The organism is Mesorhizobium sp. M6A.T.Ce.TU.016.01.1.1 (assembly GCF_003997065.1).
GTDB lineage: Bacteria > Pseudomonadota > Alphaproteobacteria > Rhizobiales > Rhizobiaceae > Mesorhizobium > Mesorhizobium mediterraneum.
Window position 1 is genome coordinate 71382 of record NZ_RZTJ01000014.1, and the last position, 25720, is coordinate 97101.

Consider the following 25720-nt stretch of genomic DNA (forward strand, 5'->3'; position numbering starts at 1 on the left):
CTGGAGCAAGTCTACAGAACAGGAGCCAATTCCAGCATCACGAAAGCGGTGACACCCAGCACGACAAGGGCATAGGCCGCATAAAGAACAAGCAGCAACACTTCAAAATCGCGGAACAAGGCTGTGGTAGCCTTGATCTGTTGCGGCTCTCTTTTCTCGATGAGGTCGGCTTCGGGGTGCCCGGCTCTGACGACGACATAGCCAATCCTGTCGTTCTCGGCTGCCTGCAATATCCGTTCCGCGATATCGAGAGCGATCACCGGATCATCGGCCAGCTGATTGCCCGCTATCCGGTATTCAGTAACAGTCTGGATTTCATGCTCTCTCATGCACGCTTAACCGCGTCATTTAAATTAGGTTCCACTAAAATACCGATGTCTGCGACCGAGCCGGTCGTCACAGAACCGGGCGTCAACAATCCTAGGCCGCGAACCCCTGCCCCGCGTCCTCCAATTAAATGGCTCCCCATGGGCTGTTACGCATCTGCCGCGTGCCCGACAAGGCACCGCAAAAGAGTTCCCCGGCGATGTCGAAGTCACCGGGGCCAGGCGGAAGGCGCGCGCCCCCTTCTCAGCGCCCTTGCTTCAGATCGCCTCGCGCTCCCGTTCCGGCGTAGCGACCAGCAAGGCCGCGGCGGCATTGGCGGCGGCGATGGCGGCCTCGACCTGATGCCCGCGGGCAAGGCCTGCCGCGAACGCGCCAACGAACTCGTCGCCGGCTCCATGGGTGCTGACGACCTCCACCGGGATGGCGGGCAGCGCGAACGCCTGACCGTCACGGTCGCAATAGGCAACGCCCTCCCCGCCGGCCGTGACGATCGCGGCCGGGTAGAAATCGATCAGCATGCGTGCCGCCTCGGCAGCACCCTCGAGCGCATCGACGACCGGAACGCCGGCCAGAAATTCCGCCTCGATGGCGTTGACGATCACGACATCAACCAACGCGACCAATTCGTCCGACAGTTTCCGGGCGGGTGCGGCATTGAGCACGACGCGGCCGCCATGCGCCTTCACCGCCCGCGCTGCGGCGATGTTGGCGGGTTCCGGGACCTCGTTCTGCAGCAGCAGCACCGCAGTTTGCGCAACCATTTCGGTCGCGGCCGCGATGTCCTTCTCACCCAAGGTGAGATTACTGCCTGAGACGATCACCGCGCCATAGTCGCCGCCGTCGTCGAAGATCGCCACGCTCATGCCCGAGCCGGCGCCAGGCGCGACCCGCACGAAGCGGCTGTCGACGCGGCAGCGACCGAGATTGTCGAGAAGCGCCCGGCCGAAATCGTCATCGCCGACCGCGCCGATCATCGCTGCGCGCACGCCGGCCCGTGCCGCCGAGACAGCCTGGTTCCCGCCCTTGCCGCCGCATTTCGGCTGCCAGGCATGGCCGGTCACGGTTTCACCCCTGCGCGGGCGGTCAGGCGCTTCGACCATGATGTCGTAATGCAGGCTGCCGAACACGGTGACCAGCGGTCTCGGTGGCGTCATGTGCCCCTGTCCCGGCGCTTCGACGTCACCGCCGACATCGTGCGGCCGAGATTGCGCTCCGCCGCCTGGTAATCGCGCTGGGCCACCGCCACGAACAGCGCGTCGAGAATGTTGAGCTGAGCGATACGCGCCGCCGCGTTCTCGCCCATCAGCGGCGAGCCTTGCGCGGTCGAGCACAGCACGATGTCGGCGATATCAGCCAGCGGCGAGTTGTCGTAGTTGGTGATCGCCAGCGTCCGCGCGCCGCTCTTGCGGGCGAGCTGGATGGCATCGATGACAGCGCTGGTGTTGCCGGAATGCGAGAAGCCGACGGCGATGTCGTCGGCGCCGAGCAGCGAGGCCGACATCAGCATCATGTGCGAATCGTCGTAGACGGACGCGCGGATGCCGATGCGCAGGAATTTATGCGAGACGTCGCGCGCGATCTGCGCCGAGCCGCCGACGCCGTAGAAATCCCGGTTCTTGGCGCGATAGAGAAGATCGGCGGCGCGGTCGAAATCGTCCATGTCGAGGATGGCCAGCGTCTCCTCCAGTGCCTGGATGGAGGTGCGGAACACTTTTTGGACGATCTCGGCCGAGCTGTCGTCGACCGACAGCTCCTGGTGCATTTCGGCGGTCGGCAGACGACTGTATTCGTAGACGGCGGTGCGGAAGTCGCGATAGCCGGAAAAGCCCAGCTTCTTGGCGATCTTGACGACCATCGCCTCCGACACGCCGGCTTCTTCGGCGATCTGCTTGAGCGGAATGGTCTCGTCGAAGCCGCGCCTCCCGAAGACGGTTTCTACCACCTTGGCCTCGAGCGGCGTCAGATGCGGCATCATCATGCGGATCCGCGGTCCTACTGCTTTCAGATCCAGGCTGGTCAAGGTCATCCACGTCCCCTCGTCACGCGATCGATAAGCATCGCGGCGAGGATTATAAGGCCAGTTGCCAGGAGCTGATAGAAGGACTGGACATTCATCAATGTCAGGCCGTTGCGCATGGTGCCGAGGATGACGGCGCCCAGGATGGTGCCGACCACGCTGCCCTTGCCGCCCATCAGCGAGGCGCCGCCGATGGCCGCAGCGGCGATGGCGTCGAGCTCCCAGAGGTTGCCGAGAATGGGCTCAGCAGCACCCAGCCGGCCGATCAGGATCTGCGCAGCAAGGGCCGCAAGCAGACCCGAGATCATATACGCGGCGATCTTGGTGCGGGCGATCGGCACTCCGGCTATGTAGGCGGCCTCCTCATTGCCGCCGACGGCGAGCAGATATTCGCCGAACGGCGTCTTCTTGAGGATGATCCAGGCGATCAGCGCGACCACGGTCACGATGATGACCGCCAATGGCAGCCCGAACAGCGAGCCGTTGAAGATGGCGCGGAAGCCGGCAGGCAGGCCGAGCACCGGATTGCCGCCGGTATAGATCAGCGCCAGCGCCCGGTAGGTGCTCAGCGTTCCCAGCGTGACGATGAAAGGCTGCAGCCCGACATAAGCGACCAGCACGCCGTTGAGCAGGCCGCAGACGAGGCCGATGGCGAAGCCGGCGGCGATGGCCAGCGGAAACGGCACGCCGGCGACCAGCATCGAGGCAGAGATGACGGCCGAAAGGGCTGCCGTCGGCCCGACGGACAGATCGATGCCGCCCGAGATGATCACCAGCGTCATGCCCAGCGCTAGGCAGGCGTTGATGCTCGATTGCTGCAGGATGTTGATCAGGTTGCGCTCGGCAAAGAAGCCCGGGACCAGCGCACCGAAGACGGCGAGGATCACCACCAGGCCGATCAGCGTGCCGGCGTCGCGCACGGAAAACCGGTGCAGGAAATCCGCCCGTGGGCGCGCTGCTGTGCGTTCGGTTATATCAGTCATCCGCTGGTCCTGTCCGTTATGCACCGGCCCGATGGCCTTGCGCCGTGCCGGCCTGAATCTCCGATTGGGGTATTGCGTGCACCGCGATCGCCTGTTCGCTAAGGCTTGCGCGGTCCAGTTCGGCAGCGACCGTGCCGTCGCGCATGACCAGCACGCGGTCGGCTAGCCGGATCACCTCGGGAAGCTCGGACGACACGACGATTACCGAATGTCCTTCGGCGGCGAGCTCCTCGATCAAGTGGTAGATCTCCGCCTTGGCACCGACATCGATGCCGCGCGTCGGCTCGTCGAACAAAAGGATGCGCGTTCCCACCGCCAGCCAGCGGCCGATGATCGCCTTCTGCTGGTTGCCGCCGCTGAACAGCCGGATCGGCCGGTCGAGCAGGAACGGCCTGAGATTGACCCGCTTCATCTTCTCGGCCGCGACCCGTTTCAGCCTGGTGTGATCGATGACGCCGCGCGGCGCGAACACGCCCATCGATGCCAGCGCCATATTGCTGGAGATCGAGCGCAGCGGCACGATGCCTTCGCGCTTGCGCTCCTCCGGCACCAGGCCGATACCGGCGGCGATGGCATCGCGCGGACTGGAAAGTTTTACCGCCTTGCCGTCGATCTCGACCGCGCCTGATGAGGCGCGGTCGGCACCGGCCAGCAGCCGCAGCAGTTCGGTGCGGCCCGAGCCGACCAGGCCGGCAATGCCCAGCACCTCGCCGCGATGCAGGTCGAACGAGACGTCATGGACCTTGGTCGGCGAGGCGAGGCCGCGAACGCTCAACCTGACCTCGCTGGAGGTGTGCGAGCGGTGCTGTTCCTGGGCAAGCTCGCGGCCGACCATCATCGAAACGACGGCCTTTTCCGACACCTGCGCAAGATCGACGGACCCGACCACGACGCCGTCGCGCATGATGGTGGCGCGCTGGCAGATGCCGAACACCTCGTCCAATTTGTGCGAGACATAGACGACCGCGACACCGTCGCGGGCCAGGCCGGCAATGACTTCGGCCAGGCGCTCGAATTCTTTCGGCGTCAGGCTCGATGTCGGCTCGTCCATCGCCACGATGCGCGCGCGATCGAGTAGCGCCCGGGCGATCTCGACGATCTGCCGCTGCGCGACCTTAAGGCTGCCGAGCGGCGCTGCCGGATCGATCGTCGGGTCGATGGCCGCAAGGGCTTCCGCAGCGCGGCGTTCCTGCTCGCGCCGTGCGACGAAGATGCCGCCACGCGTCAGCGGATGGCCGAGGAACATGTTCTGGGCGACGCTGAGGTGCGGCACCTGCTGCAATTCCTGATGGATCATGGCGACGCCCGCGGCGCGTGCGGCGACCGGATTGCTCAGCGTCACCGGCTTGCCGTCGATCAGCAGGCTTCCCGCCGTCGGCCTGTAGACCCCCGAAAGGATGCGCAGCAGCGTCGATTTGCCGGCGCCGTTCTCACCGAGCAGGCCATGAATTTCGCCGCCGCCGACCGAAAAGGACACATCGCTCAGCGCCCGCACGGCCGGAAACGTCTTGGAAATTCCCTCGAATTGCAGCCGGGGTGACATTGGTTCGTTCTCCGGGCAAGGGTGCCAGCCGTGAGCGAGATGCTCTTGCCGGCACCTGCCCTTGTGCCCTTAGTTGCCCGCTGCCGCGTCCTCGAGCAGCGCCTTGCGCACGGCGTCGCCGGCGCCGGAATAGCGGTCGGCATTGTCCTTGGTGATCAGCGCCTGCGGCGTGGCGACGACGCGCGGCAGCTTCTGCCCGGCCACCAGTCGCAGCGCCGATTCCAGCGCCACCTCGCCGGTCAGCACCGGGAAACTGTCGACGGTGCCGGTCAGCTCGCCCGCGCGGATCGAGGCATAGGCGTCGGAGATGCCGTCGGTGCCGAAGACGGCAACCTTGTCTTGCAGGCCGGCGGCCTTGACCGCTTCGACGATGCCCAGCGCCATGCCGTCATTGTTGGCATAGAAGCCGATCAGGTCGGGGTGCTGCTGCAGGATGTTGGTGGCCGCGTCGTAGGAGGTCTGGCGATCCCAGTTGCCGGGCACGCTGGCAACGACGTCGAACTTGCCGGCTTCGGTGATCGTGGTCTTGAAGCCGTCGGTGCGCTGGACAGCCGCATAGACGCCGGCCTGCCCTTCGACGACCGCGACCTTGCCGCCGTCCGGCCGGTTCTTGATGAACCATTTGGCGACGCGCATGCCATTGTCGCGCTGGACATTGCCGACATAGTGCTCGGCCTGCGGGATGACGGCGTCGTTGACGTTGACCACGGGCACGTTAGCGGCTTTGGCCTGTTCCATGATCGGCTGCAGGTTGGAGTCGGTCTGCGGCGAGACGAGCAGCACGTTGTAGCCTTGCGTGACTAGGCCTTCGGCGATGGTGAGCTGGCCGAGCTGGTCGCCCTCGCTCTGCGCCGCCTGATAGACGACCGGGACAGCGACGCGGTCGCCAAACGACTTGTAGCCCTCACCTAGCGAGCGCCAGTATTCGTTGGTCAGCGTCTTGGAGACGGCGCCCGCCTTGGTGCCGTCGGGCAGCTTGGGGAACGCACCGAACTTGGCCTCGAGCTGCGACCAGTCGATGCGATCCTTCTCGGTGTCGGAATTGAGCGGCGCGAGGTCCGCGGAAAAAGCCGAGCCGATGGACAGCGCCATCAGTGCAGCGGTGGCGGTGGCAAGCAGAAATTTCATGGTCTTTCCTCCCTAGTTGAAAATGGTGATGCCGCCGGAGCCTCAGCTGTCCGGTCCGAGCATGGCTTCCTGGATGATGGCCTGCGACGCGACCGCGTCCTGACGGTCGACGGCGGTGGACAGGCGGTTGTCCTTTTCCAGCCGATCGACGACGCGCAGCATGCGCTTGACGGTGGTGATGTTGACTTCGCATTCGTGGACCGGGTCGAGCCCGGTCATGTCGGGGAACGTGTCGAAGTAGATGGCGCCGGCATAGCCGTCGCGGCGGATCTGCCTGAGCAGCTCGATCGTCTGCAGCGTATGCACCGCGCCGACCATCAGGCCGTCGTCGCGCTTGGCGTAGCCATCGTTGAGATGCACCCCGAGCAGCTTGCTATGGCGCGCCACGAGTGCTGCGGCAAAGGCCGGCTGCTCGTCGGCATAGAGCACATGGGCGAAATCAAGCGTCACGCCGAGATTGGGCAGGCCGATCTCGCGGATCGCCAGCAATGTCGTCGCCGCGTCGGGCATCAGGCTGTAGGAGCGCGGCTCGTTGGGCTTGTATTCGAGGCTGATTTGGCAATCGGGATCATGCGCCGCAACTTCACGGATTCCATCGATTTCGTGTTGCCACAGCGTCGCGTAATCGGCCTGGAAAGCATAATCGAAGCCATCCTGCCCTAGCCACAGCGTCATCAGACTGGCGCCCGCCTCGCGCGCTGCGTCAATGCCGGCCTTGGTCAGGTCGATGGCTTCGCGGCGAACTGCGGGATCGGGATTGGTGAAGGCACCGAGCTTGAAGGCCGGGTTGGAATAATAACGCATGGCGAAACCGTTGATCGAAAGCCCGATGTCGCCGAGCTTTCGCGCCACTTCTGCAGGTTTTTCGCCGACATGGTCGGGAAAATTCAAGTCGAGGTCGGTCAGCCCCGCAACCTTCGCCGCACGCGCCGCCATCTGCAGCATCGACGGCTTGCCGACAAGATCCGGCCATTCGGCCTGTGGCCGCGAGGCAAAGGAATTCAGACGCGTGGCGAAACGATTGGTTGTCATGGATGACCCTTCGATGGACATGACTTCACATGTTTTAGGATATTTGTAAAGTTCCTATTTAACATAAACCCTCGGCCTTAGCCGGACTGAACGCAACCGAAAGCGGATTTTCATGGCCGGCCCGATCTTCGCAGACTAACCGCTGGCGAAGCAGCCGATCCATCGCGTCAGCATGCGCCGACCATCACGCAAATTTACACAGAGCGGCATCGCGGGTAAAACTGCCTGCAAGCGATCGGCGTCCCAAATGATGGGCCCACTGAAGATCAAGGTGCTCGGCGAACTGGTGGTCCTGCGGGGCGCCGAGGAGATCGCGCTGCCGCCGTCGAAGAAAACGCGCGCTCTGCTCGCCTACCTGGTGGCGACCAACCGGCGCCAGCGACGCGACCATCTGTGCCAGATGTTCTGGGAGGTCCCGGACGATCCAAGGGCTTCGCTGCGATGGAGCCTCTCGAAGCTGAGGCAGATCATCAACCAGGACGGTGATGAGGACTGCCTGAAGGCTGATCGAGAGAGCGTGTTTTTCGACACCGCCAAGCTTGATGTCGATTTGCTGCAAGTCGCCCACATGACGGCGAACGAGGTGCGCTTGCTCGACATCTCACACCTGGAAACGTTGGCCGCAATGTTCCGAGGGCGGTTCATCGAGGACCTCGAACTGCCTCGTTGCCCTGTGTTCGAGGCTTGGCGCACATTCCACGGTGACGCATTGGATCGCACCAGATCGATGATCCTGCAGGCGCTTGTCGAGCGGCTGGGCAGCGACCCTGAACAGGCCCTTTCCTATGCCGAAACGCTGCAGTCTCTGGACCCGACCAACAAGCAGGTTTCATTGGAGATGAGATCGCTCACCGCTTCGGCGCGACAGCGCGCAACACAACTGCAGTCGGCGAGCGAGGAAGCCGGGGGACACGCATCGGGTGAAGGTCCGGCTCCGGGTGGACGCCAAAATGAGCACAGGCGTTCCCAGCAGATACACTATTGCAGCAGCCCCGACGGCGTCCGGATCGCCTACGCGGTTTCGGGCGACGGCCCGCCGCTGCTTCGCGCGGCGCACTGGATGTCGCATCTGCAATATGAATGGGAAAGCCCGGTGTGGCGACACTGGATCGATCGGCTTTCGAGCGAGAATACGTTGATCCGATACGATGAGCGCGGCAACGGCCTATCCGACTGGAATATCGGCGACTTCTCCTTTGACGCCATGGTCACGGATCTGGAAAGCGTTGCCGACGCAAGCGGCCTGGACCGTTTCCCGCTGCTCGGCGTCTCGCAAAGTTGTGCGGTATCGGTCGCCTATGTCATCCGCCACCCCAAGCGCGTGTCACGCCTCATCCTCTATGGCGGCTATGCAAGGGGTCGGCGAAAGCGCGGCGACATCCACCAGCTCGATACCCATGAAGCCATGACCACCCTAATCCGTGAAGGATGGGGCAAGGACAATGCCGCGTTCCGCCAGCTGTTCACCGAGGCGTTCATTCCGGGTGCCAGCCGCGAGCAGATGGCCTGGTTCAACGATCTCCAGAGGCAGACCACATCGCCGCTCAACGCCAGCCTGTTTCACTCCACTTTCGGCGACATAGACGTCTCGGCGATGCTGGGAGAGGTCAGCGTTCCGACGCTGGTGCTGCATGCAAGGAACGATGCCGTGGTTCCCTTTGAGGAAGGCAAGGTGCTCGCGGCCGGCATACCGGGCGCGCGCTTCGTCGACCTCAACAGCGCAAACCATATCCTGCTCGGCGACGAGCCTGCCTTTGCCGATTTCCTGCGCGAAGTCCGGTCGTTCATCGCCGGACCCGAGTGACGGATCAGCCCGGCGGCGTGTTCGCCGCGCATGGTTCCTTTGTCCAGCCGGAAAGTTTCAACGGTTCGGCCGCCCTTTTCTAACGCCCGCAACAACACTCCTTCCAACGCAAACCAGCGATCATCCGTGGTCAGCAAATGGAGTACCGAGATGAAGATTCATTCTGTGATCGGGGGCGGCGGCGTGAAGCTGCATGTGCGCGAATGGGGCAAAGCCGATGCTCCAGCCATCCTCTTCATCCACGGGTGGTCGCAGAACCACCTCTGCTGGCACAAACAGTATGAGAGTGAACTTGCGGAAGCGTTTCGCCTCGTCGCCTTCGATCTTCGCGGCCACGGCATGTCGGAAGCGCCCGAGGCACAGGAGCAGTATACCGAACCCAAGCCATGGGCGGACGATATTGCAGCCATCGTCGGCCAGCTCGGCCTCGACCGGCCCGTTCTCGTTGGGTGGTCTTATGCGGGCTTCATCATCTGTGACTATGTTCGCGTTTACGGTCAGGATGCGATTGCCGGGATCAACTTCGTCGGTGGGGCCGTCACGCTCGACAGGGCGGCGTTCGGCGTTTTGATCGGCCCCGGCTTTCTCGATCACATGCCGGGCGCGACCGCAGGCGACTTTCCCTCCAACGTCCAGGCCATTCGCGACTTCGTGCAGGGCTGCACCGCGCGACCGCTACCGAGAAACGAATACGAGGTGGCACTGTGCTGGAACATCGTTGTGGCCCCAAGAGTCCGGGCTGCGCTCGTCACGCGCGCGATCAACTCCGACGACGTTCTGGCCATAATAGAGAGGCCTGTCCTTATGACTCAGGGCCGCAGCGACACGGTGATCCTTCCGGCAATGGGCGATCACATCCTCAAGACGTGTCCGACGAGCACCGCTTCCTGGTACCCCGAGACCGGACACGCACCCTTCATCGAGGACTCTCCTCGTTTCAACCGCGAACTCGCCGACTTCGTGCGCAAAGCGAGGACACCATAGCCGACGTTAGAGGCCCTTTCGCGCCGGGGCGTCAGCTCGATCGGACCGGGCCGTCATGTCTGCTATTGGCGGCGCATTGCGGACGTAAGGCTCGACGCGGCGAATTTCCCTCCGGGTTATGAACGCGGCCTGCGTATCAGCGCCACGCCTCCCACCAGGATGTCGAGCCCGCCGTCAACAGCTTGGTTACGCTCGCCGCCCTTGCTTCTTGCGCGCCAATTGACCATCCTCGCCGACGTTAGTTGCACCGCGGCCGGGGGGTTCGCACATGCCGACGCTCTATGCGCTGAAACCGGCCTTTCAGGCCAAGCTGCGGCCGCTCGCCGACAGGCTGGCCGTGGCCGGCGTCACCGCCAACCAGATCACGCTGCTGGCCGCCGCATTATCGGTCGCCACCGGCATACTGGTCGCGGCCCTTGCCGGCCATCGCGCGGTCTTCCTACTGATGCCGGTTGTGCTGTTTGCGCGCATGGCGTTGAACGCCATCGACGGCATGCTGGCGCGGGAGCATGGTCAGGCCTCGAAGCTTGGCATGTACCTCAACGAGCTCTGCGACGTCGTTTCGGACCTCGCGCTGATCCTGGCCTTTGCCGTCATCTTCCCGGCCTGGGGCGTCGTCGCTTTCGCGATCGCGGCGATCGTCGTGGAGTTCACCGGCGTGCTCGGCATAGCGGCGGGAACGGGGCGCAACTATGCCGGGCCGTTCGGCAAGAGCGACCGGGCGCTGGCGCTCGGCATCATCGCCTTCCTCATCGCCTGTGGCCTGTGGATCGCGGCGATCGCAGCGTTTGTGTTTCCGGCAATGGCTACACTCTCGCTGGTGACCGCCATCAACCGGATACGCAGCGGCCTTAACGGGAGCGACGATTGAAATTCCGGTCGCGACCGCTAGGGGAAAACATGCTTCACGAACAGACGATTGCCGCCGCCGCGGCTTTAGCAAACCTCAAGCGGGTGGCGCAGGAGCGCGTCTTCAAGAGCCATGACGGCACCGAGATCTTCTACCGCTACTGGCCGGCTGTCGGGCAACCTGCCAAGGGCGCGGTTCTGCTGTTTCACCGCGGCCACGAGCATGGCGGCCGCATGGCGCATCTGGTCGACGAACTCGACATGCCCGACCATGCCTTCTACGCCTGGGACGCGCGCGGCAATGGCCGCTCGGCCGGCGAGCGCGGCTACGCGCCGTCCTTTGCCGCGTTGGTGCGCGACATCGATTGTTTCGTGCGTGAGATCGGCAGCGACGGTTTTGGCCAGCGTGACATCGCGCTGATCGCGCAATCCTTCGGCGCCGTGCTCGCCGCCGCCTGGGTGCATGATTATGCGCCGCAGATTCGCGCTTTGGTGCTGGCCTCGCCGGCCTTTTCGGTCAAGCTCTACGTGCCTTTCGCCAAGCAAGGCATCGCGCTGTGGCAAAAGATCAAGGGGCGCTTCTTCGTCAATTCCTACGTCAAGGCCAAGTTCCTGACACATGATGCCGAGCGCATTGCCTCCTTCGAGGCCGATCAGCTGATCACGCGGCCGATCGCTTCCAACATCCTGGTCGAGCTCTACGACCATGCTGCGCGCGTCGTCTCGGATGCCCGCGCCATCACCGTGCCGACGCAATTGCTGATCTCGGGCAGCGACTGGGTGGTGCGGCACGCACCGCAGCACGAGTTCTTCGTCAATCTCGCCAGCCCGGCCAAGGAACGGCATGTGCTGCCCGGCTTCTTCCACGACACGCTGGGCGAACGCGACCGCAGCCAAGCGCTCGACCTGATCAAGCAGTTCCTCGAAAGACAGTTCGCGACGTCAGCGAAGCCGGTCGACCTGACCGCGGCCGACCGCGCCGGCTACACGCGCGACGAGGCCGACCGGCTCGCCTCGCCGCTGCCGCTGCTATCGCCCAAGGGCCTCTATTGGGCAATGAGCCGTGCCTCGATCCGCATGGGCGCATGGCTGTCATCAGGCCTGCAGACAGGCATTGCCACCGGCTTCGATTCCGGCTCGACGCTCGACTATGTCTACGAGAACGAGGCGCGGGGCAGCAGCCCGCTCGGCCGCATGATCGACCGCACCTTTCTCGACGCCATCGGCTGGCGCGGCATCCGGCAGCGCAAGCTCAATCTGGAAGAGCTGATCGGCAGCGCCACCGAGACGCTGCAGGCCGCGGGCCGCCCGGTCCATATCGTCGATATTGCCGCCGGCCACGGCCGCTACGTGCTCGACGCCGTCGCCAAATGCGCTGTGCCGCCGGTCAGCGTGCGGCTACAGGATTTCTCCGACCTCAACGTTTCGCGCGGCTGCAAGCTGATCGCCGAGCGGCACCTGCCGACCAGCGTCTCGTTTCATCAGGCCGACGCCTTCGACCCCAAAATGCTTGCCGGGCTGAAGCCGGCGCCGGACCTCGCCATCGTCTCCGGACTCTACGAGTTGTTTTCCGACAACACCATGATTGCCCGCTCGCTGGACGGGCTGGCCAAGGCGATGCAGCCCGGCAGCCTGCTTGTCTACACCAACCAGCCCTGGCATCCGCAGCTCGAAATGATCGCGCGCAGCCTTACCTCGCATCGCGGCGGCCAGGCCTGGGTGATGCGCCGGCGCACGCAAGGCGAGATGGACCAGCTGGTGGCGGCGGCCGGCTTCGAGAAACTCGACCAGCGCATCGACCAGTGGGGCATCTTCACCGTTTCCGTCGCGCGGCGCGTCTGAGCATGGTCGTGCCTATCCTTGGCGCTGACCCTGCCCTTTCTGCTCCTGCGCGCGAGCCGTACGCCGGGATCGTGCTGCGGGCGGCATTGTGGCTGGCGTTTCTGGCGCCGTTCTTCTACGCCACCTACGGTTTCGCCAACTGGCTGGCGTCGCAGCGCAACGATGTCGGCAGCATCGTCTTCGCCTGGGAGCGCGCCGTCCCGTTCATCGCCTGGACGATCGTGCCCTACTGGTCGATCAACCTGTTCTACGGCCTGTCGCTGCTGTTGAACGATACCAAGAGCGGCGTCGACCGTCTCGCCGGCCGCTATCTCACCGCCCAGATCTTCGCCGTCGCCTGCTTCATCGTCTTCCCGCTGACCGCGACCGTCATGCGGCCGCAAACATCCGGCCTGCCGGGCTTCATGTTCGCGGTGCTCGGCGGCTTCGACAAGCCGTTCAACCAGGCGCCGTCGCTGCACATCGCGCTGCTGGTCATCATCTGGGATCACTGGCGTTATCGGCTCAAAGGCACGACCAGCATCGTCTGGCATGCCTGGTGTCTGCTGATCGGCGCCTCGGTGCTGACGACATGGCAGCACCATGTCATCGATATCCCGACAGGCGCGCTGCTCGGCTTCTTTGCCCTGTGGCTGTTCCCGCGCGAGGGCGAATTGCCGTTCGCCGGCTTCCACCTAGCCGCCGATGCCAAGGCCCGGCGGTTGGCTCGGTTCTATGCGCTTGGCGCAGCGCTGGCGCTGGCCGGCACCGTTGCCGGCGCCTTTGTCTCGGCGCTGTGGCTCATCCTTTTGTGGCCCGCGCTGGCGCTGGCCATCGTCGCCTTCGCCTATGCCGGGGCCGGCGCCAAGGTGTTCCAGAAAGCGGCCGACGGCAGCGCCTCGCTGGCCAGCCGTATTTTGCTGCTGCCTTACCGGCTTGGCGCAAGGATCAATGTCTGGGCGTGGACGCGCACGCTGCCGGCGCAGATCGCGGTCGCCGACGGCGTCTTCCTCGGCCGCTTTCCGACAGCTGCTGAGGCCGACACTTTCGGCACGGTGATCGACTTTGCCGGCGAGCTGGAAAGGCCGCGCGGCGTGACCTGTCGCTGGACAGGTATCGCCATGCTCGATCTTTTGCCGCCGTCGCCAGAGGCGCGAGCGCAAGCGGTGGCGGCGATCGAAGCGGCTCGCAGCCACGGCACCGTGCTGGTCTGCTGCGCGCTCGGTTTCCAGCGCAGCGCCGGCGTCGTTGCTGAATGGCTGGTTGCCACCGGCCGCTCGCCGACGCCGGCGCAGGCGCACAAGCGGCTCGCAGCATCGGGCCGGCCGGTGCATCTTCAGATCAGGGTGGACGAGCCGGCATGAAAAGCGACGCCTATCAGGACAGGGCCGAGGCGTTCGCAGCCGGGCTGATGGTGCAGGCGGCGTGGCCGCTTCTGCTGCTGGCGGCCGCCTTGATGGCCGCGCCGATCATTGGCGCGGTGGCCGGGCCGCAGGCAACGCCCATATCGGCCGCGGCCTGGCTGATCGCGGCAGCGAGCGCGGCGGCCACCCTCGCCTACTCTGCTTTGCTTGTCTTCGACGCGCTGCTGTTCCGGCTGATGGCCAGCCACGCCAGCGAGGCCGCGGCCGGAGCCGCGGTCGACGAGGTGCTGGCGCGCATGCGGCTGAAACCTCCCTCTGCCGGCGGCCGCTCGCTCGACCGGCGCATGGCGGGCACGCACCGCCTGCTGGCCAGGCAGCGCATCGCGATCGGCCTGTTCGGGGCGACGTCCCTCGTCGCGGCCTTTGTCTGAGCCAGCCGATGAGCAAGCTCGGCACTCGCACCTTCACCATGCTGCAGACCGTGACCTCGGTCGGCCTGTCGGCGCTGGCCTGGGCGGTGACCGGCGTGCGGCCGATCTGGAACGGCAGCCAGCCGTCTGACCGGCAGCGCATCTACTTCGCCAACCATGCCAGCCACGGCGACTTCATCCTGCTGTCGGCCTGCCTCAGCGAGAAGGAGCGCGCCCGCACCCATGCGGTCGCTGCCGCCGACTATTGGGGAAAATCGCGGCTGCGCCGGTTCATCGCGCAGGACATGCTGTCCTCCGTGCTCATTCACCGGCAGTGGACCGATGAGGCGCAGAATCCGATTTCGATCATGCTGTCGGTGCTCGACGAGGGCCATTCCCTGATTGTCTTTCCCGAAGGCACGCGCAACATGACCGACCAGCCGCTGCTGCCGTTCCGTTCCGGCCTCTATAATCTGTCGATGGCGCGGCCCGACGTCGAGCTCATCCCGTGCTGGATCGAGAACATGTCGCGGGTGCTGCCCAAGGGTCAGTTCGTGCCCGTGCCGCTGCTTTGCCGCGTCGTCTTCGGCGCGCCGATCGCGATTGCGCCTGGCGAGGAACGCCGCGCCTTCCTCGACCGCGCCCGCGAGACGCTGCTTGCGCTGAACCCCCGCCCGCCAGCGCATGATGCGGAAAAGTGGAATCCGGTTTTCCGAAAAACATCATGCGACCTCTAAGAGACGACCAGACAACATGCCAATGCGCGAAATCCTCATTCTGATTGTCGGACTCACTGCGGTGCTGATAACGGCGAGCCTGGTCGCCGGCATTCTGTCGTGGCGCGCGCCGAAGCCGCTGCCCTCGACGCTGATCAACCTCAACCAGCGCATCAATGCCTGGTGGGTGATGGTCCTGGCGATCACCGTCGCCTTCTTCTTCGGTCGCCACGGCATGACCATCCTGTTCGCGCTGATCTCGTTTGCGGCGCTGCGCGAATTCGTGACTTTGACGCACACCCGCCGCAGCGACCACTGGGTGCTGCTCGGCATGTTCGGCATCATCATCCCGTTCCAGTATTGGCTGGTGTGGACCGCCTGGTACGGCCTCTTCACCATATTCATCCCGGTCTACTGCTTTCTGCTTATGCCGGCGATCACCGCGCTCCACGGCGATACCGAACGATTTCTCGAGCGCGTCTCGGCGCAGCAATGGGCCGTCATGATCTCGGTCTACTGCGTCAGCCACGTGCCGGCGCTGCTGACGCTCGAGGTGCCCGGCTTCGAAGGTCGCAATTTGCTGCTGATCGCTTTCCTGATCATCGCCGTGCAAGGCAGCGACGTGCTGCAATACATTTTCGGCAAGCTGTTCGGCAGGCATCTGATGTCGCCCAAGGTATCGCCGTCGAAGACTTGGGAGGGCCTGATCGGCGGGCTGGTGGCATCGAGCCTGCTCGGCGCGCTGCTGTCGTTCCTGACGCCGTTCTCGCCGCTCCAGGCAGCGGGTGTCGCCTTCATCGCCTGCCTGATGGGATTTCTCGGCGGACTGGTCGCCTCCGCCATCAAGCGCGATCAGGGGGTGAAGGACTGGGGCCATCTGATCGAGGGCCATGGCGGCATGATGGACCGCGCCGACAGCCTGGTCTTCGCCGCCCCGGTTTTCTTCCACACGGTTCGCTATTTCTGGACGTGACAGCGCACTGCAGCCTTATTTTGCAGCCGCAAGCGGTGCTTTCTTGGCGGCCGGCGGCCGACGGCGAATGCGGCGCCTGGCAGCGGCCTTCAGCGCGACGGGCGGATCGCTCGACAACGCGCCCAATACGGCATCGACCATGCCATGGGCCACAAAATCGGCATTGATGTCGTTGGCCAATTTGGCGGCTGTCTCCTTGTTGTCGCCGTCGGTCGCTGACCAGAACACGATGCCCACCCGTAGCGCCCTTTTGATACGTTTCAGCCGACGAACCAGGAAACGGGCGTGCTTGACTGAGTCACGGTTCAGAAAGCCGACCACAACGGCGTCGACAGCGTCGAGCTCAAGCCGGCGAATGCTCGCCGGATCCATTTCGGCAAAGCTCGCCTTCGATATCGTTGCGCCCTGGACTTCGAGCACCTGCGCCAGCATGGCGGCGGCGGCATCGTCGAGTTCGCCGCGTCCGCCGGCGCACACCACCGCCATGTCCGTGCCATCAGGCAACTCGACGTCGTCCTCGCCTTCCCCCTGAGTCTCCTTGTCCTTGCGCGAGCCGGTTTCCTCGGCGGCGGCTGGGTCTTCCTCCTCTGCTTCTTCCTGTGCGCTGTCGTCGAGGTTCGCCACCAGCGTCTGCGCACTGGCCGCCACCTGCCGTCTTTGCTCATCGCCCATGACGCCCCGCACGCGATCCTGTTCGCCGAGCAGAAGTGCGGGAATGGCGACCTTATCGTAGAATTCGAACAGATATTTTTCCTCCAGGATCTCCTCGGCGTGATCTGTGGCTTCCTCTGGATCACCGGCCAACAGCCGTTGGTAGAGCCGAGCATGCGGTTCGAGCACGGGTTCGTTGCCGAACAGGACGTCGAGGAATTCGAACTGCGGCACGTGCCTGCCGAGCACGACGAGACAGACAGTGAGCGGCGTCGACAGAACCAGGCCCAGCGGCCCCCAGAGCCAGGTCCAGAAGATAGCCGCAACGATGATGGCCAATGGTGAAAGCCCCGTTCGTGAACCGTAGAGCCACGGTTCGACCACGTTGCCGGTTATCATTTCCATGGCCACGAACAGCCCGGCGGTCCACAGCACGAGCGACCAGCCGGGAGCCACGGCAAGCGCCAGAAACAGAGGCAGCAGCGCACCAACGATCGGGCCGATATAGGGAACAAAGCGCAGCGCCAACGCCAGCAGGCCCCACAGCATCGCATTCGGTATGCCCAGAACCCAAAGCCCGAATGCAATCGGCACGGCATAGACGATGTTCACCACTAATTGCATGAGTAGATATCGGCCGACCCGCTTGCCCGCTTCCTGGAGCGCCTCGGTGGTCCGATGAAGATCACCGTACCCGACGAGGCGTATGAAACGATCGCGCAGGTCCTCGCGCTCGAGCAGCATGAAGATGACGACGACGATGATCAGGCCGGCCGACGCTAGCGGGCTGATCAGCGGGCCGATCAGGTTCTGAAGAACCTGGAGCGGCCTTTCGCGCGCGATGATCTCGACAGGCACCGGCTCGCGCTCTGGCTCATCTGCGGTAAGCGGTGAGGCTTCCTGCCTGTCGAGTTCCTGGCCAACGCGTTCGATCACCCCGCCCAGCCTGGCGATGATGCCGCCGCCGACGCCGGTTTCCTTCAGGGACCTGACCTTGGTCAGGATATTCGACTGGTAAAGCGGGATGTTCTGCGCCAGTTCGCTGACCTGAGTGACGACAATGAAGGAGAATAGCGCAAGGACCGTGAATGCACTCAGCACGCTGGCGATGACGGCCGGGAGACGGGGAAGGCCGACTCGTTTGAGTGCCGAAACCATGGGCGCAAGCGCAAATGTAAGCAGCAGAGCGATTGCGATCGGCAGGAAAACCTCGCGCCCGAAATACAGGGCCGCAACCGCCGCGACGACAGTCGCGACGGTGGGCAGTGACATGCGCGGGAGGGTTCTGGCAGAGGAAACAACGCCCATCACCCCAAGCTCGGCGGAGTGCATGCCGTTTCGACGATTGGCCGCCACTTGATACCTCCGCCCTGCCATAGCCATGATCGGGCATGTTGAGCCGGCGTGCAACTTCCGCTTCTTCGCGCCGGCGAGTTCGAAGACGCGAGCGGCAAGGGCGGGCGCTTGGCGGTCCGACTGGACATCAGGACGGGCGCTTTAATCGCCGGACACAACAACTGACGTAGTGATCGGTTCCGCAGAGGCAGAAGACGAGCTCCGGCCTAGCCCGAATGGCTCAGCCAATGACGGTCGAACACGTCGAGAACGGCGCGGAATTCGGCCGGCGGGATCTGGCTGGCGCTACCGCCGCTGTCTCCGGCGAGGAATTGCGCCAGCTGCCGGTCGACCGCTTCCGGCTGCTCGACGGTCACGCCTAGCGATGCCAAATCCCTAGCAATCGACCCGTCGGGCGGCAGATATCCGCCCCATGCCTCGGGCACCGGGTCGCGCAAGCGGACGATCAGGATTCTAGTCAAGGATGGCTGCGGCTCCGGGCCGATGATTGTGGTGCCGCACATATAGCCGCCAAGCACGCTTCCCGGCCGCGACTGTGGGAACAGGCAGAGGAAGAAATGGGCATCGCCGCCGGTTTCCTTCAGAAACGCATAAAGGCCGCGTTTTGCCGGGCTCACCGGACCGCCGACCAGCAGTTGTCCGGTCGGCAACACCTCTCGATAGGCGGCAGTCAGGCCGCGCGCACCCGGCCCAGTCTCAATCGACAGGCTGCCCCTGATCAACTGGCCGCGATAATAGGGCGACAAAGCATGCGAATAGCACGCATAGGTTCCGGCAAGGGCCAATCCGAGGCTTCGCTCCTCATGCCCAGACGATGCCTCGAACTGCGCGCCGACGCGGCGTTCCAGTTCGGCCCTCTCGATGCCGTGGCGGGCGCAGATCGCCGCGGTGAAGCCTGGCAGGTCGCTCTCGGCGATCCAGGCGCCTGGCTGCTCCAGCTTGAGAACCTTCGACCAATCGTCGTAGACGCTGAGCTGGCGTGGCTGGGCGCGGCCCTGCAGCCATTTGTCGGCGCGGCCGAGATCGAACGCCGTGTTCGGGTTGACGTTCCGGAACGCCGCCGCAAGGTCCTTGCGGCTGATGGTTCCCAGCAGGGCCACAGTCAGCCGTAACTTCTGCGCGATATGCTGTGCCATCCCACCTGCCCCTTTATGCCACCGCAAGGCTTAACATGTGCCAGCACTTGCTCCCACCGCATTCATCGCGGGCCGGGCCTCTCCTAAAGTCGATATTCCAGGAAATCCGCAGAAATCCATGCCGTTCCACGCACCTGCCCTTTTCGCCCCGGCAGGCGGCGCTAAGGTCGCGGAGGGCAAGGGCAAAACCGTATAGAACTCACGCTAATGTAGGCTTGAATACCAACACCCTTCCTCAGTCATTTGAACGACGGCGAAGCCGAGTTCTCGCAACCAGCGCAAGATGCCGCCTCAACAAGGAAGGAATAATTCGATGTCCTGGACTGCATCTCCCAAAATCTCCTTCACCGCGATTGCGGCTGGATCCGCCGCACTGCTGCTGCTGACCTTCGGGCCGGACGGACCGTCGCGAGCCGCTGCCGGCTCGCGCGCTGCAGCGACATATGGCAAGCAGGCTAAGCCGGCCATCGAGCCGACGCGCATCGAAGTCGACGGTGGCGCGCACGTGATACGCTTTTACATCGACGGCAAGCAGGTCGCCCTGCTCGACTCCACCGGCTTCAAGGATTGATCTCACACCGGCGCTGGCCGCGACATCGGCGGCCAAGCGCGACTGGATGTCCGTGTTCGGCCGCGCCGTTCCGGGCTTCGGCCGCCTGATGCGGCTGCGAGCCTAATACGCGCCGGCACCTGCTCCGTTCCCCACGGGCCGCACTTTTCCACAAGCCGATATTCCAGGAATTCCACAGAATTCCACGCCCTTCCACACAGCGGCCGTGTTCGGGCCGGCGGCCGGGGTTAACCTTACGTTAACCATAGAGGGATCCGTCATGAAACTTGCCCTATCTGCACTGCTCGCCGTGCTCGCATTGTCGCAAACCGTGGAGGCTAAGACGAAAGTCGTTGCCGCCGATGCGAAAGCAGCCACAGCCGAGAAAAGCCGGCCGGTGCTCGACAATAAGGCTACCGGTGGGATTACCGCGTCGTCCGGTGCGATGGCGGCGCCGGCCGGCAAGGATGTGCCCAGTCCGTATCCGCCGGCGATCTATTTCAATTTCTAGAGTCTCATGCATCCCTAATGGACGGGACTCTATCTTTTTATTCGACCGTGCCACTTGCGGCGCCCGACAGGCCCCGGGGATCAACACACCCGGGATCGACAGGTTTGGCGGCGGCGTGTCGGGCCATGACAGGATTGCCAGGCTCGCCTCCTGCCTCAGCCGATCCTGACGACGAAATGCTTCGTGACCGGCTCGATGATCTTCCACGTTCCCTTGAAATCGGCCTCGACCACGAAGGCATCGCCGGGACCGACTTCGACGGGCGCGCCGCCATCGGGCGTGATGACGATGCGGCCTGATATCATGTGCACGAATTCATAGTCGCTGTAGGTCGCGTGGTAGGTGCCGGGGGTAGCCTGCCATGTTCCCGACATGACCTTGCCGTCCTCGGTAGTGTGCTGGACGGCAGTCTTCATGGTCGGGTTGCCGTCGACAACGATCCAGCCCGCGAGATCGCCCGCCTCCCCGTTTTTGACCGCGCCGAATTTGAGGATGGTCTTCTCTGTCATGGTCGGGCTCCGTTTGACCTGTGCCGGCATTGGCTGTCGGTCAATAGCCGAAGCACCTGATATGGGCAACGTGGGTGCCCGGCATGCTTGACCTGGCCGCCATCCGCCGGATAGTCCGTGGACCGGCCCCATGAAAGAACCGACATGACAGACGCGATCGTAAAAGACAGCAACGGCGCCCAGCTGAACGAGGGCGATTCCGTGACCCTGATCAAGGATTTGAAGGTCAAGGGCACGTCGGAAACGATCAAGCGCGGCACGCTGGTGAAGAACATTCGCCTCACCGGCAATCCGGGCGAGATCGAGTGCAATACCAAGCAGGTGAAGGGCCTGGTGCTGAAAGCCGAGTTCCTGAAGAAGGCGTGATCGGCTGAGAACGCCGCCTGCCCCATGATCTGCGCGGGCTCCTCGACCTTGCAAGCGGAAGCCTCTGGAAATCGGCGCTTCTGAACCGCGCAGGCAGATGGCAGACACGGCATCGCTGCGGTGCGAAATGACGACGCCATGGCCGCGCAGGGCCGCTCCTTGAAGGCCGTCGAAAGCGCAATATATCAATGACTAAGCGTGCGTTGCACGCGACGTGGTGCTTTGGTCAAACTTCATCTGTGGAGGTTGTCATGGCAAACAATGTGATGGAAGGAAAGAAGGCCCAGGACTGGATCAACCTGATCCTTGCGGTCTGCCTGTTCGTCTCACCCTGGGTACTCGGCTTCGCTGCTGAAACCAATCCTGCGTGGAACGCCTGGATCGCCGGCGTTGTGCTCGGTGCTTTGGCTATCACGGCGCTTTCGGTATTCGCCGAGTGGGAAGAGTGGGTAAATCTTGTTGTCGGGCTCTGGCTGATCGTTTCGCCCTGGCTGCTCGGCTTCATGGCGAACGCCAACGCGATGGCGACCCATATTGTCCTCGGCGTGCTGGTGGTTGCGGCATCGGCCTGGGCGGTCTGGGACTCGCGTCATCATCCGCCGGCGCATGCGTGATCGGTGACGACCAAGGGGAGGAGCCCGCCGCTCGCGCGCCGGGCTCCTCTAAAGCCTGAGATCGGTACGCAGGCCCGCTAGCCGGGCTAGTTATTCTACTTGTGCTCAAAAATCGGCCGCCGCGGCGGATGCAGACGGCGGCGCTGATGCGCACGCCGACGAGCACGCCGCGAACCTCCACTTATGTTGCACTGCGTTAGATTTGTTGCATTGCAATATCCGCGCATCGCGTCGAGTCTTCGCAACGGGTGGGCTTTTCAACGACCTACGCGAGGTATCGCCGTGTCAGCATCGTTTCGGCCTGATATCGAAGGGCTGCGTGCGCTGGCGGTGTCAGGCGTCGTCGCGTTCCATTTCGGTCTGTCGGACCTGCCGGGCGGCTTCACCGGCGTCGACATCTTCTTCGTCATCTCCGGCTATCTGATCACCGGCCAATTGCTGCGGGAAATCGCCGAGGACGGCCGGCTGAACCTGTGGCGCTTCTACGCAAGGCGCGCCCGGCGCCTGCTGCCGGCCTCGCTGTTCGTCATCCTCGTCACGCTTGTCGCAGGTTACTTCATCCTGTCGCCGGACGAACAGGCACTCTATTCGAAAGGCGCCATGTTCGCCTCGGCCTATGCGATCAATTTCTGGCTGATCCGCTGGGCGTTCGACTATTTCGCCCCCGATGCGGCGAACAACCCCTTCATCCACTTCTGGTCGCTCTCGGTCGAGGAGCAGTTCTATCTCGTATGGCCGGGGCTGCTTCTGCTGGCCGCATGGCTGCGCCCGGGCAAGCGCGCGGCGATCCTGGTGATCGGCGTCGCCGGCGTGGTGTCGTTCGCCGTCTGCGCCTGGCTCACCACCGTGGCGCAGCCCTGGGCCTTCTATTTCTCGCCGCTCAGGGCCTGGGAATTTGCCGCCGGCGGCCTGGCGACGATGGCGCCGGCAAAATTCTGGCGGGAGCGCCCACAACTGGGCGCAGCATTGGCATGGTTTGGCCTGGCCCTGATCGCCGGTGCCTATCTGACCTTCAGCGAGCAGGACACCCCCTTCCCCGGCGTCGCGGCGGTGGTGCCGGTGGCCGGCACCGTGCTCCTGCTGCTCAGCGGTTCCGGCAATGCTCAAAGAGGACCCAGCGCCGTGCTGGCGCTGCCGCCCTTGCAATGGGTGGGGAAACTTTCCTACTCGCTCTATCTCTGGCACTGGCCGGTCATCGTCTATGCGACGATGATGGTTCCCGATCTCTCCTGGCCCGGGCGGCTTGCCTGCGCAGCATTGACGCTGGCGCTCTCGATCTTCACCTATAATTTCATCGAGAACCCGATCCGCCGCAACGGCTGGCTGATGGCGAATGCGGCGCGCGCGCTTGTCCCCGCCGCAATGCTGACCGGTGCCAGCGTGGTGGCGACCTATGCCAATGCGCGCCTTGCCGTGCACGATCTCGACCCCTCACAACGCATCATTGCCGAAACTGCCGCACAGCCTTCCACTGCGCGCGCCAAGGTGGGCTGCATTCTCGACTACGAGACCGTCACGCCGAAGGCCTGCGAGTTCGGTGCCAAGAATGCCGAGCACTCGATCGCGCTGTTCGGCGATTCGCATGCCGACCACTGGTCGACGCCGCTGATCGAGGCGGCGAAGAAGAACAATTACAAGGTCGTCACCTGGCTCAAATCCGCCTGCCGGGCCTCACGGCTGACGGTCTGGAGCTCGAAGCTGAAGCGCGACTACACCGAGTGCGATCAATGGCGCGAGCAATCGATCAAGGAGATCATAGCCCTGCGCCCGAGCCTGGTGGTGATCTCGGAGATATCGCTGACGAGCTCGCGCAAACTGTCGCCCGACGCGAAGGTGCCCGACACCCAGGATCAGGACTGGCAGGCCGGCTTGCGTTCAACGCTGGAGGCCTTCAGCCAAGCCGGGCTGAAGGTCGCCTTCATCCGCGATGTGCCGTTCAACGGCATGTTCGTCGACACCTGCGTGGCCCGCGCGCTGTGGCGCGGACAGGCGCCGTCGGTATGTGACGCGCCGCGAACCGACGCCGCCAACGACGCCGTGGCCGCGGTGGAGCGCGATATCGTGCGCGCCATTCCCAACGCGACCTATATCGATATGACCGACCGGTTCTGCGACGCCAAGACCTGCCATGTCTTCATCGACGGCAAGCTGGCCTACCGCGATCGCCACCACATGGCGACGCCCTTTGCGCAAACGCTGGAGCCGCCGGTCGAGCGCGCGCTGTTCTCGAAGGTGGCGGCGGAGAAATAAGGGCGGCGCAAGACGCGCCTTTCACCCCTCGCCTCAGTGCAGGCCAAACTCACGCAGCAGTTCTTCGCGATAGCGCACGAACCGGCTTTCGCTGCGATCGCGGGGGCGCGGCAGCTCAACCTCGACCAGCCGTGCCGTGCCGCCTTTCTCCCTGGGCAGGATCAGCACCCTGTCCGCAAGATAGATCGCTTCCTCCAGATCATGAGTGACCATGACCATGGTGACGCTCTCCTCGCTCCAGATGCGCGCCAGCTCCTCTTGCATGCCGATCTTGGTCATGGCGTCGAGCGCGCCCAGCGGCTCATCGAGCAGCAGGATTTCAGGCTGCACGGTCAAGGCCCGGGCGATGCCGACGCGCTGCGCCATGCCGCCCGAAAGCTGCCGGGGATAGGCATCGCTGAATTCGGCCAGGCCGACGAGCGCGGTATAGAAGCGGGCCTTGTCCTCGGCCTCCGCCTTGGGCACGCCCCGCACTTCGAGGCCAAAGGCGACGTTGCCGAGCACTGTCAGCCAGGGCAGCAGGCGCGGTTCCTGGAAGATGACCGCGCGCTCGGCGCCGACGCCATGGACCGGCTTGCCGTCGATCGCGACCCCGCCGCTGTCTGCTGCCTCCAGCCCGGCAAGAATCCGCAGCAGCGTGGTCTTGCCCGATCCGCTGGCGCCGACGATGACCAGACATTCACCGGAGCGGATATCGAGGTTGAGCGCCCTCAGCACGGCAAGAGGGCGCCCACTGAGGGTGAAGGATTTGGAGAGGTCGCGTATCGTGACCTCGCCGCCGCTTTTGCTGGCCATGGCACCCGTCTCCCGGTCAGTTGGTTTTCGTTTCGCCGCGCCGGTAGAGGATGTCAGCGGCTTTCAGCTTGCCCTTGGGCAGGCGGCCGTCGCGTTCGAGCACGCTGACCCAGAAGTCGATGTCGCGATCGTCAGCCTTCGCCCCTTCGCGCAGGCCGAAGCCGGTCCAGTAGCGCGCCAGCGCGCCATTTTCGCCGCGCTTGTCGAGGATATCAGCAAGCACCTTGCGCGCCTCGTCCGGGTTCTGGCGCGACCAGTCGGCGGCGCGGGCCGACTGTTCGACGAAATTGCGGGCGCCATCCGGATGCGCCGTGATGAAGTCGCGCCGCAGGACAATGAAGCCGCCGGCCAGTTCGCCCAGCACATCGGTGTCGTTGAACACGCCGCGCACGCCGCCATTGTCGACAAGGGCGCCGGCAAACGTCGCCTGCCAATAGCCGAGTGCCGCGATATCGACTTGGCGCGACCGCAAGGTCTGTTCAAGCTGCGGCCCGGGCACCACGACGAGGTTGGCGGCATCCGGCTGCAGGCCGACGCCGTGCAGCGCCTCGCGCACGGTATAGTCGAGATGGGCGCCGAGCGTGTTGACCGCAATGGTCTTGCCGGCGATGTCGGCAATCGATTTGATCGGACTGTCTTCCAGCACGTAGAAGACGCTGCGCACTTGGCTGTTGATGCCGTTGCTTGGATAGGCGGCGACGAAGTCGTTGCCGCCGGAGATCGAATTGATCACCGCAGCGGTCGCGGCCGAGCCGAGATCGACGCTGCCGGAGGCGAGCGCGAACAGCGATTCCGGGCCGCCGCCGGAGTAGCCGACATTCTCCAGCTTGACGCCGAAATCGTTGAAATAGCCGAGCTCGTCCGCCAGCTCATGCGGCGAGATGCTGCCGCGGCTGGCGAGGTAGCGCAACGTGACCGGCGCGGCTTGTGCAGCGGCAAAGCGAGGCAGGCCGGCGGCGATGATGCCGGCGGCAAAGGGAGCGCCGGCAAGCAGGGAACGGCGAGTGATTGGCATAGTCCGGTCTTTCTTG

Annotated in this window: 25 protein-coding genes; 13 read left to right on the forward strand and 12 right to left on the reverse strand. The window is 64.2% G+C overall.

Annotation, left to right across the window (positions count from 1 at the left end; genetic code table 11):
- Nucleotides 1–11 precede the first annotated feature (11 nt).
- The 7 genes from EOC94_RS22910 to EOC94_RS22940 form a co-directional block, all read right to left on the reverse strand.
- Complete coding sequence (locus tag EOC94_RS22910; RefSeq protein ID WP_095482771.1) at nucleotides 12–329, reverse strand: hypothetical protein; 318 nt, start codon at nucleotides 327–329, stop codon at nucleotides 12–14.
- A 255-nt stretch (nucleotides 330–584) separates the two neighbouring features.
- Nucleotides 585–1481 carry a ribokinase gene (locus EOC94_RS22915; protein WP_127293656.1) on the reverse strand — a complete coding sequence of 299 codons (897 nt, stop codon included), beginning with the start codon at nucleotides 1479–1481 and terminating at the stop codon, nucleotides 585–587.
- On the reverse strand, nucleotides 1478–2353 hold the full coding sequence (locus EOC94_RS22920) for a MurR/RpiR family transcriptional regulator (protein ID WP_127204189.1): 876 nt from the start codon (nucleotides 2351–2353) through the stop codon (nucleotides 1478–1480). The genes EOC94_RS22915 and EOC94_RS22920 overlap by 4 nt, the downstream gene beginning before the upstream one ends.
- Nucleotides 2350–3327 carry an ABC transporter permease gene (locus EOC94_RS22925; protein WP_185928312.1) on the reverse strand — a complete coding sequence of 326 codons (978 nt, stop codon included), beginning with the start codon at nucleotides 3325–3327 and terminating at the stop codon, nucleotides 2350–2352. Before EOC94_RS22925 ends, EOC94_RS22920 begins: the two co-directional genes overlap by 4 nt.
- A 16-nt stretch (nucleotides 3328–3343) precedes the next feature.
- Nucleotides 3344–4870, reverse strand: a complete 1527-nt coding sequence (locus EOC94_RS22930) for a sugar ABC transporter ATP-binding protein (RefSeq protein WP_127293658.1) — start codon at nucleotides 4868–4870, stop codon at nucleotides 3344–3346.
- 69 nt (nucleotides 4871–4939) lie between these two features.
- The gene (locus EOC94_RS22935; RefSeq protein WP_127293660.1) at nucleotides 4940–5998 is read right to left on the reverse strand and encodes a substrate-binding domain-containing protein; all 1059 of its coding nucleotides are present in this window, start codon (nucleotides 5996–5998) and stop codon (nucleotides 4940–4942) included.
- 42 nt (nucleotides 5999–6040) lie between these two features.
- Nucleotides 6041–7030 (reverse strand): sugar phosphate isomerase/epimerase family protein, encoded by a 990-nt coding sequence (locus tag EOC94_RS22940; protein WP_127293662.1) that lies wholly within the window; start codon nucleotides 7028–7030, stop codon nucleotides 6041–6043.
- 247 nt (nucleotides 7031–7277) lie between these two features.
- On the opposite strand from EOC94_RS22940, the gene EOC94_RS34650 reads away from it, so the two are divergent.
- The 8 genes from EOC94_RS34650 to EOC94_RS22980 all read left to right on the forward strand — a co-directional run bounded on the left by EOC94_RS34650 (nucleotide 7278) and on the right by EOC94_RS22980 (nucleotide 15951).
- Nucleotides 7278–8834 carry an alpha/beta hydrolase gene (locus EOC94_RS34650; RefSeq protein ID WP_245465631.1) on the forward strand — a complete coding sequence of 519 codons (1557 nt, stop codon included), beginning with the start codon at nucleotides 7278–7280 and terminating at the stop codon, nucleotides 8832–8834.
- A 126-nt stretch (nucleotides 8835–8960) separates the two neighbouring features.
- Nucleotides 8961–9818 carry an alpha/beta hydrolase gene (locus EOC94_RS22950; RefSeq protein ID WP_245465632.1) on the forward strand — a complete coding sequence of 286 codons (858 nt, stop codon included), beginning with the start codon at nucleotides 8961–8963 and terminating at the stop codon, nucleotides 9816–9818.
- A 268-nt stretch (nucleotides 9819–10086) separates the two neighbouring features.
- Nucleotides 10087–10689: a CDP-alcohol phosphatidyltransferase family protein gene (locus tag EOC94_RS22955; protein WP_127293664.1), complete on the forward strand. Its 603-nt coding sequence runs from the start codon at nucleotides 10087–10089 to the stop codon at nucleotides 10687–10689.
- A 29-nt stretch (nucleotides 10690–10718) separates the two neighbouring features.
- On the forward strand, nucleotides 10719–12509 hold the full coding sequence (locus tag EOC94_RS22960; RefSeq protein WP_127293666.1) for a bifunctional alpha/beta hydrolase/class I SAM-dependent methyltransferase: 1791 nt from the start codon (nucleotides 10719–10721) through the stop codon (nucleotides 12507–12509).
- Between the two features lie 2 nt (nucleotides 12510–12511).
- Nucleotides 12512–13852: a phosphatase PAP2/dual specificity phosphatase family protein gene (locus EOC94_RS22965; RefSeq protein WP_127293668.1), complete on the forward strand. Its 1341-nt coding sequence runs from the start codon at nucleotides 12512–12514 to the stop codon at nucleotides 13850–13852.
- The gene (locus EOC94_RS22970; RefSeq protein ID WP_126105678.1) at nucleotides 13849–14283 is read left to right on the forward strand and encodes a hypothetical protein; all 435 of its coding nucleotides are present in this window, start codon (nucleotides 13849–13851) and stop codon (nucleotides 14281–14283) included. Before EOC94_RS22965 ends, EOC94_RS22970 begins: the two co-directional genes overlap by 4 nt.
- A gap of 8 nt (nucleotides 14284–14291) precedes the next feature.
- Nucleotides 14292–14999 carry a lysophospholipid acyltransferase family protein gene (locus EOC94_RS22975; protein WP_127293670.1) on the forward strand — a complete coding sequence of 236 codons (708 nt, stop codon included), beginning with the start codon at nucleotides 14292–14294 and terminating at the stop codon, nucleotides 14997–14999.
- A gap of 22 nt (nucleotides 15000–15021) precedes the next feature.
- Complete coding sequence (locus EOC94_RS22980) at nucleotides 15022–15951, forward strand: phosphatidate cytidylyltransferase (RefSeq protein ID WP_095482782.1); 930 nt, start codon at nucleotides 15022–15024, stop codon at nucleotides 15949–15951.
- A 15-nt stretch (nucleotides 15952–15966) separates the two neighbouring features.
- Here EOC94_RS22980 and EOC94_RS22985 read toward each other — a convergent pair whose 3' ends face one another.
- Together EOC94_RS22985 and EOC94_RS22990 are read right to left on the reverse strand one after the other, a co-directional pair.
- Nucleotides 15967–17958, reverse strand: a complete 1992-nt coding sequence (locus EOC94_RS22985; protein ID WP_245329728.1) for an AI-2E family transporter — start codon at nucleotides 17956–17958, stop codon at nucleotides 15967–15969.
- Nucleotides 17959–18164: 206 nt separating this feature from the next.
- Nucleotides 18165–19094: a hypothetical protein gene (locus tag EOC94_RS22990; protein ID WP_127293672.1), complete on the reverse strand. Its 930-nt coding sequence runs from the start codon at nucleotides 19092–19094 to the stop codon at nucleotides 18165–18167.
- Between the two features lie 313 nt (nucleotides 19095–19407).
- Between EOC94_RS22990 and EOC94_RS22995 the strand changes: the two genes are divergently transcribed.
- Together EOC94_RS22995 and EOC94_RS23000 are read left to right on the forward strand one after the other, a co-directional pair.
- Nucleotides 19408–19665 carry a hypothetical protein gene (locus EOC94_RS22995; protein ID WP_095482785.1) on the forward strand — a complete coding sequence of 86 codons (258 nt, stop codon included), beginning with the start codon at nucleotides 19408–19410 and terminating at the stop codon, nucleotides 19663–19665.
- Between the two features lie 259 nt (nucleotides 19666–19924).
- A complete protein-coding gene (locus EOC94_RS23000) occupies nucleotides 19925–20155 on the forward strand; it encodes a hypothetical protein (protein ID WP_095482786.1) in 231 nt (76 codons plus the stop codon).
- 155 nt (nucleotides 20156–20310) lie between these two features.
- On the opposite strand, the gene EOC94_RS23005 is transcribed toward EOC94_RS23000, so the two are convergent.
- A complete protein-coding gene (locus EOC94_RS23005) occupies nucleotides 20311–20664 on the reverse strand; it encodes a cupin domain-containing protein (protein ID WP_095482862.1) in 354 nt (117 codons plus the stop codon).
- A gap of 144 nt (nucleotides 20665–20808) precedes the next feature.
- Here EOC94_RS23005 and EOC94_RS23010 point away from each other — a divergent pair, with 144 nt between their 5' ends.
- The 3 genes from EOC94_RS23010 (at nucleotide 20809) to EOC94_RS23020 (ending at nucleotide 23894) form a co-directional block, all read left to right on the forward strand.
- The gene (locus EOC94_RS23010) at nucleotides 20809–21030 is read left to right on the forward strand and encodes an alkylphosphonate utilization protein (protein WP_127293674.1); all 222 of its coding nucleotides are present in this window, start codon (nucleotides 20809–20811) and stop codon (nucleotides 21028–21030) included.
- Between the two features lie 251 nt (nucleotides 21031–21281).
- The gene (locus EOC94_RS23015) at nucleotides 21282–21644 is read left to right on the forward strand and encodes an SPW repeat protein (protein WP_095482788.1); all 363 of its coding nucleotides are present in this window, start codon (nucleotides 21282–21284) and stop codon (nucleotides 21642–21644) included.
- A 282-nt stretch (nucleotides 21645–21926) separates the two neighbouring features.
- Nucleotides 21927–23894 (forward strand): acyltransferase family protein, encoded by a 1968-nt coding sequence (locus tag EOC94_RS23020; protein WP_127293676.1) that lies wholly within the window; start codon nucleotides 21927–21929, stop codon nucleotides 23892–23894.
- A 33-nt stretch (nucleotides 23895–23927) separates the two neighbouring features.
- Here the strand turns inward: EOC94_RS23020 and EOC94_RS23025 are convergent, their stop codons facing one another.
- Together EOC94_RS23025 and EOC94_RS23030 are read right to left on the reverse strand one after the other, a co-directional pair.
- Nucleotides 23928–24689 carry an ABC transporter ATP-binding protein gene (locus EOC94_RS23025; RefSeq protein ID WP_127293678.1) on the reverse strand — a complete coding sequence of 254 codons (762 nt, stop codon included), beginning with the start codon at nucleotides 24687–24689 and terminating at the stop codon, nucleotides 23928–23930.
- Nucleotides 24690–24705: 16 nt separating this feature from the next.
- The gene (locus EOC94_RS23030) at nucleotides 24706–25704 is read right to left on the reverse strand and encodes an ABC transporter substrate-binding protein (RefSeq protein WP_127293680.1); all 999 of its coding nucleotides are present in this window, start codon (nucleotides 25702–25704) and stop codon (nucleotides 24706–24708) included.
- Nucleotides 25705–25720 lie beyond the last annotated feature (16 nt).

Excerpts from the sequence above, each read along its gene's own strand:
- EOC94_RS23030 (WP_127293680.1), bottom strand. The coding sequence starts at position 25,704 with ATGCCAATCACTCGCCGTTCCCTGCTTGCCGGCGCTCCCTTTGCCGCC.
- EOC94_RS22930 (WP_127293658.1), bottom strand. The coding sequence starts at position 4,870 with ATGTCACCCCGGCTGCAATTCGAGGGAATTTCCAAGACGTTTCCGGCC.
- EOC94_RS22960 (WP_127293666.1), top strand. The coding sequence starts at position 10,719 with ATGCTTCACGAACAGACGATTGCCGCCGCCGCGGCTTTAGCAAACCTC.
- EOC94_RS23005 (WP_095482862.1), bottom strand. The coding sequence starts at position 20,664 with ATGACAGAGAAGACCATCCTCAAATTCGGCGCGGTCAAAAACGGGGAG.
- EOC94_RS22990 (WP_127293672.1), bottom strand. The coding sequence starts at position 19,094 with ATGGCACAGCATATCGCGCAGAAGTTACGGCTGACTGTGGCCCTGCTG.
- EOC94_RS22935 (WP_127293660.1), bottom strand. The coding sequence starts at position 5,998 with ATGAAATTTCTGCTTGCCACCGCCACCGCTGCACTGATGGCGCTGTCC.
- EOC94_RS22970 (WP_126105678.1), top strand. The coding sequence starts at position 13,849 with ATGAAAAGCGACGCCTATCAGGACAGGGCCGAGGCGTTCGCAGCCGGG.
- EOC94_RS22995 (WP_095482785.1), top strand. The coding sequence starts at position 19,408 with ATGTCCTGGACTGCATCTCCCAAAATCTCCTTCACCGCGATTGCGGCT.
- EOC94_RS22925 (WP_185928312.1), bottom strand. The coding sequence starts at position 3,327 with ATGACTGATATAACCGAACGCACAGCAGCGCGCCCACGGGCGGATTTC.
- EOC94_RS22910 (WP_095482771.1), bottom strand. The coding sequence starts at position 329 with ATGAGAGAGCATGAAATCCAGACTGTTACTGAATACCGGATAGCGGGC.
- EOC94_RS22975 (WP_127293670.1), top strand. The coding sequence starts at position 14,292 with ATGAGCAAGCTCGGCACTCGCACCTTCACCATGCTGCAGACCGTGACC.
- EOC94_RS34650 (WP_245465631.1), top strand. The coding sequence starts at position 7,278 with ATGATGGGCCCACTGAAGATCAAGGTGCTCGGCGAACTGGTGGTCCTG.
- EOC94_RS23010 (WP_127293674.1), top strand. The coding sequence starts at position 20,809 with ATGACAGACGCGATCGTAAAAGACAGCAACGGCGCCCAGCTGAACGAG.
- EOC94_RS22955 (WP_127293664.1), top strand. The coding sequence starts at position 10,087 with ATGCCGACGCTCTATGCGCTGAAACCGGCCTTTCAGGCCAAGCTGCGG.
- EOC94_RS22940 (WP_127293662.1), bottom strand. The coding sequence starts at position 7,030 with ATGACAACCAATCGTTTCGCCACGCGTCTGAATTCCTTTGCCTCGCGG.
- EOC94_RS22980 (WP_095482782.1), top strand. The coding sequence starts at position 15,022 with ATGCGCGAAATCCTCATTCTGATTGTCGGACTCACTGCGGTGCTGATA.
- EOC94_RS22965 (WP_127293668.1), top strand. The coding sequence starts at position 12,512 with ATGGTCGTGCCTATCCTTGGCGCTGACCCTGCCCTTTCTGCTCCTGCG.
- EOC94_RS22915 (WP_127293656.1), bottom strand. The coding sequence starts at position 1,481 with ATGACGCCACCGAGACCGCTGGTCACCGTGTTCGGCAGCCTGCATTAC.
- EOC94_RS23000 (WP_095482786.1), top strand. The coding sequence starts at position 19,925 with ATGAAACTTGCCCTATCTGCACTGCTCGCCGTGCTCGCATTGTCGCAA.
- EOC94_RS23025 (WP_127293678.1), bottom strand. The coding sequence starts at position 24,689 with ATGGCCAGCAAAAGCGGCGGCGAGGTCACGATACGCGACCTCTCCAAA.
- EOC94_RS23015 (WP_095482788.1), top strand. The coding sequence starts at position 21,282 with ATGGCAAACAATGTGATGGAAGGAAAGAAGGCCCAGGACTGGATCAAC.
- EOC94_RS22920 (WP_127204189.1), bottom strand. The coding sequence starts at position 2,353 with ATGACCTTGACCAGCCTGGATCTGAAAGCAGTAGGACCGCGGATCCGC.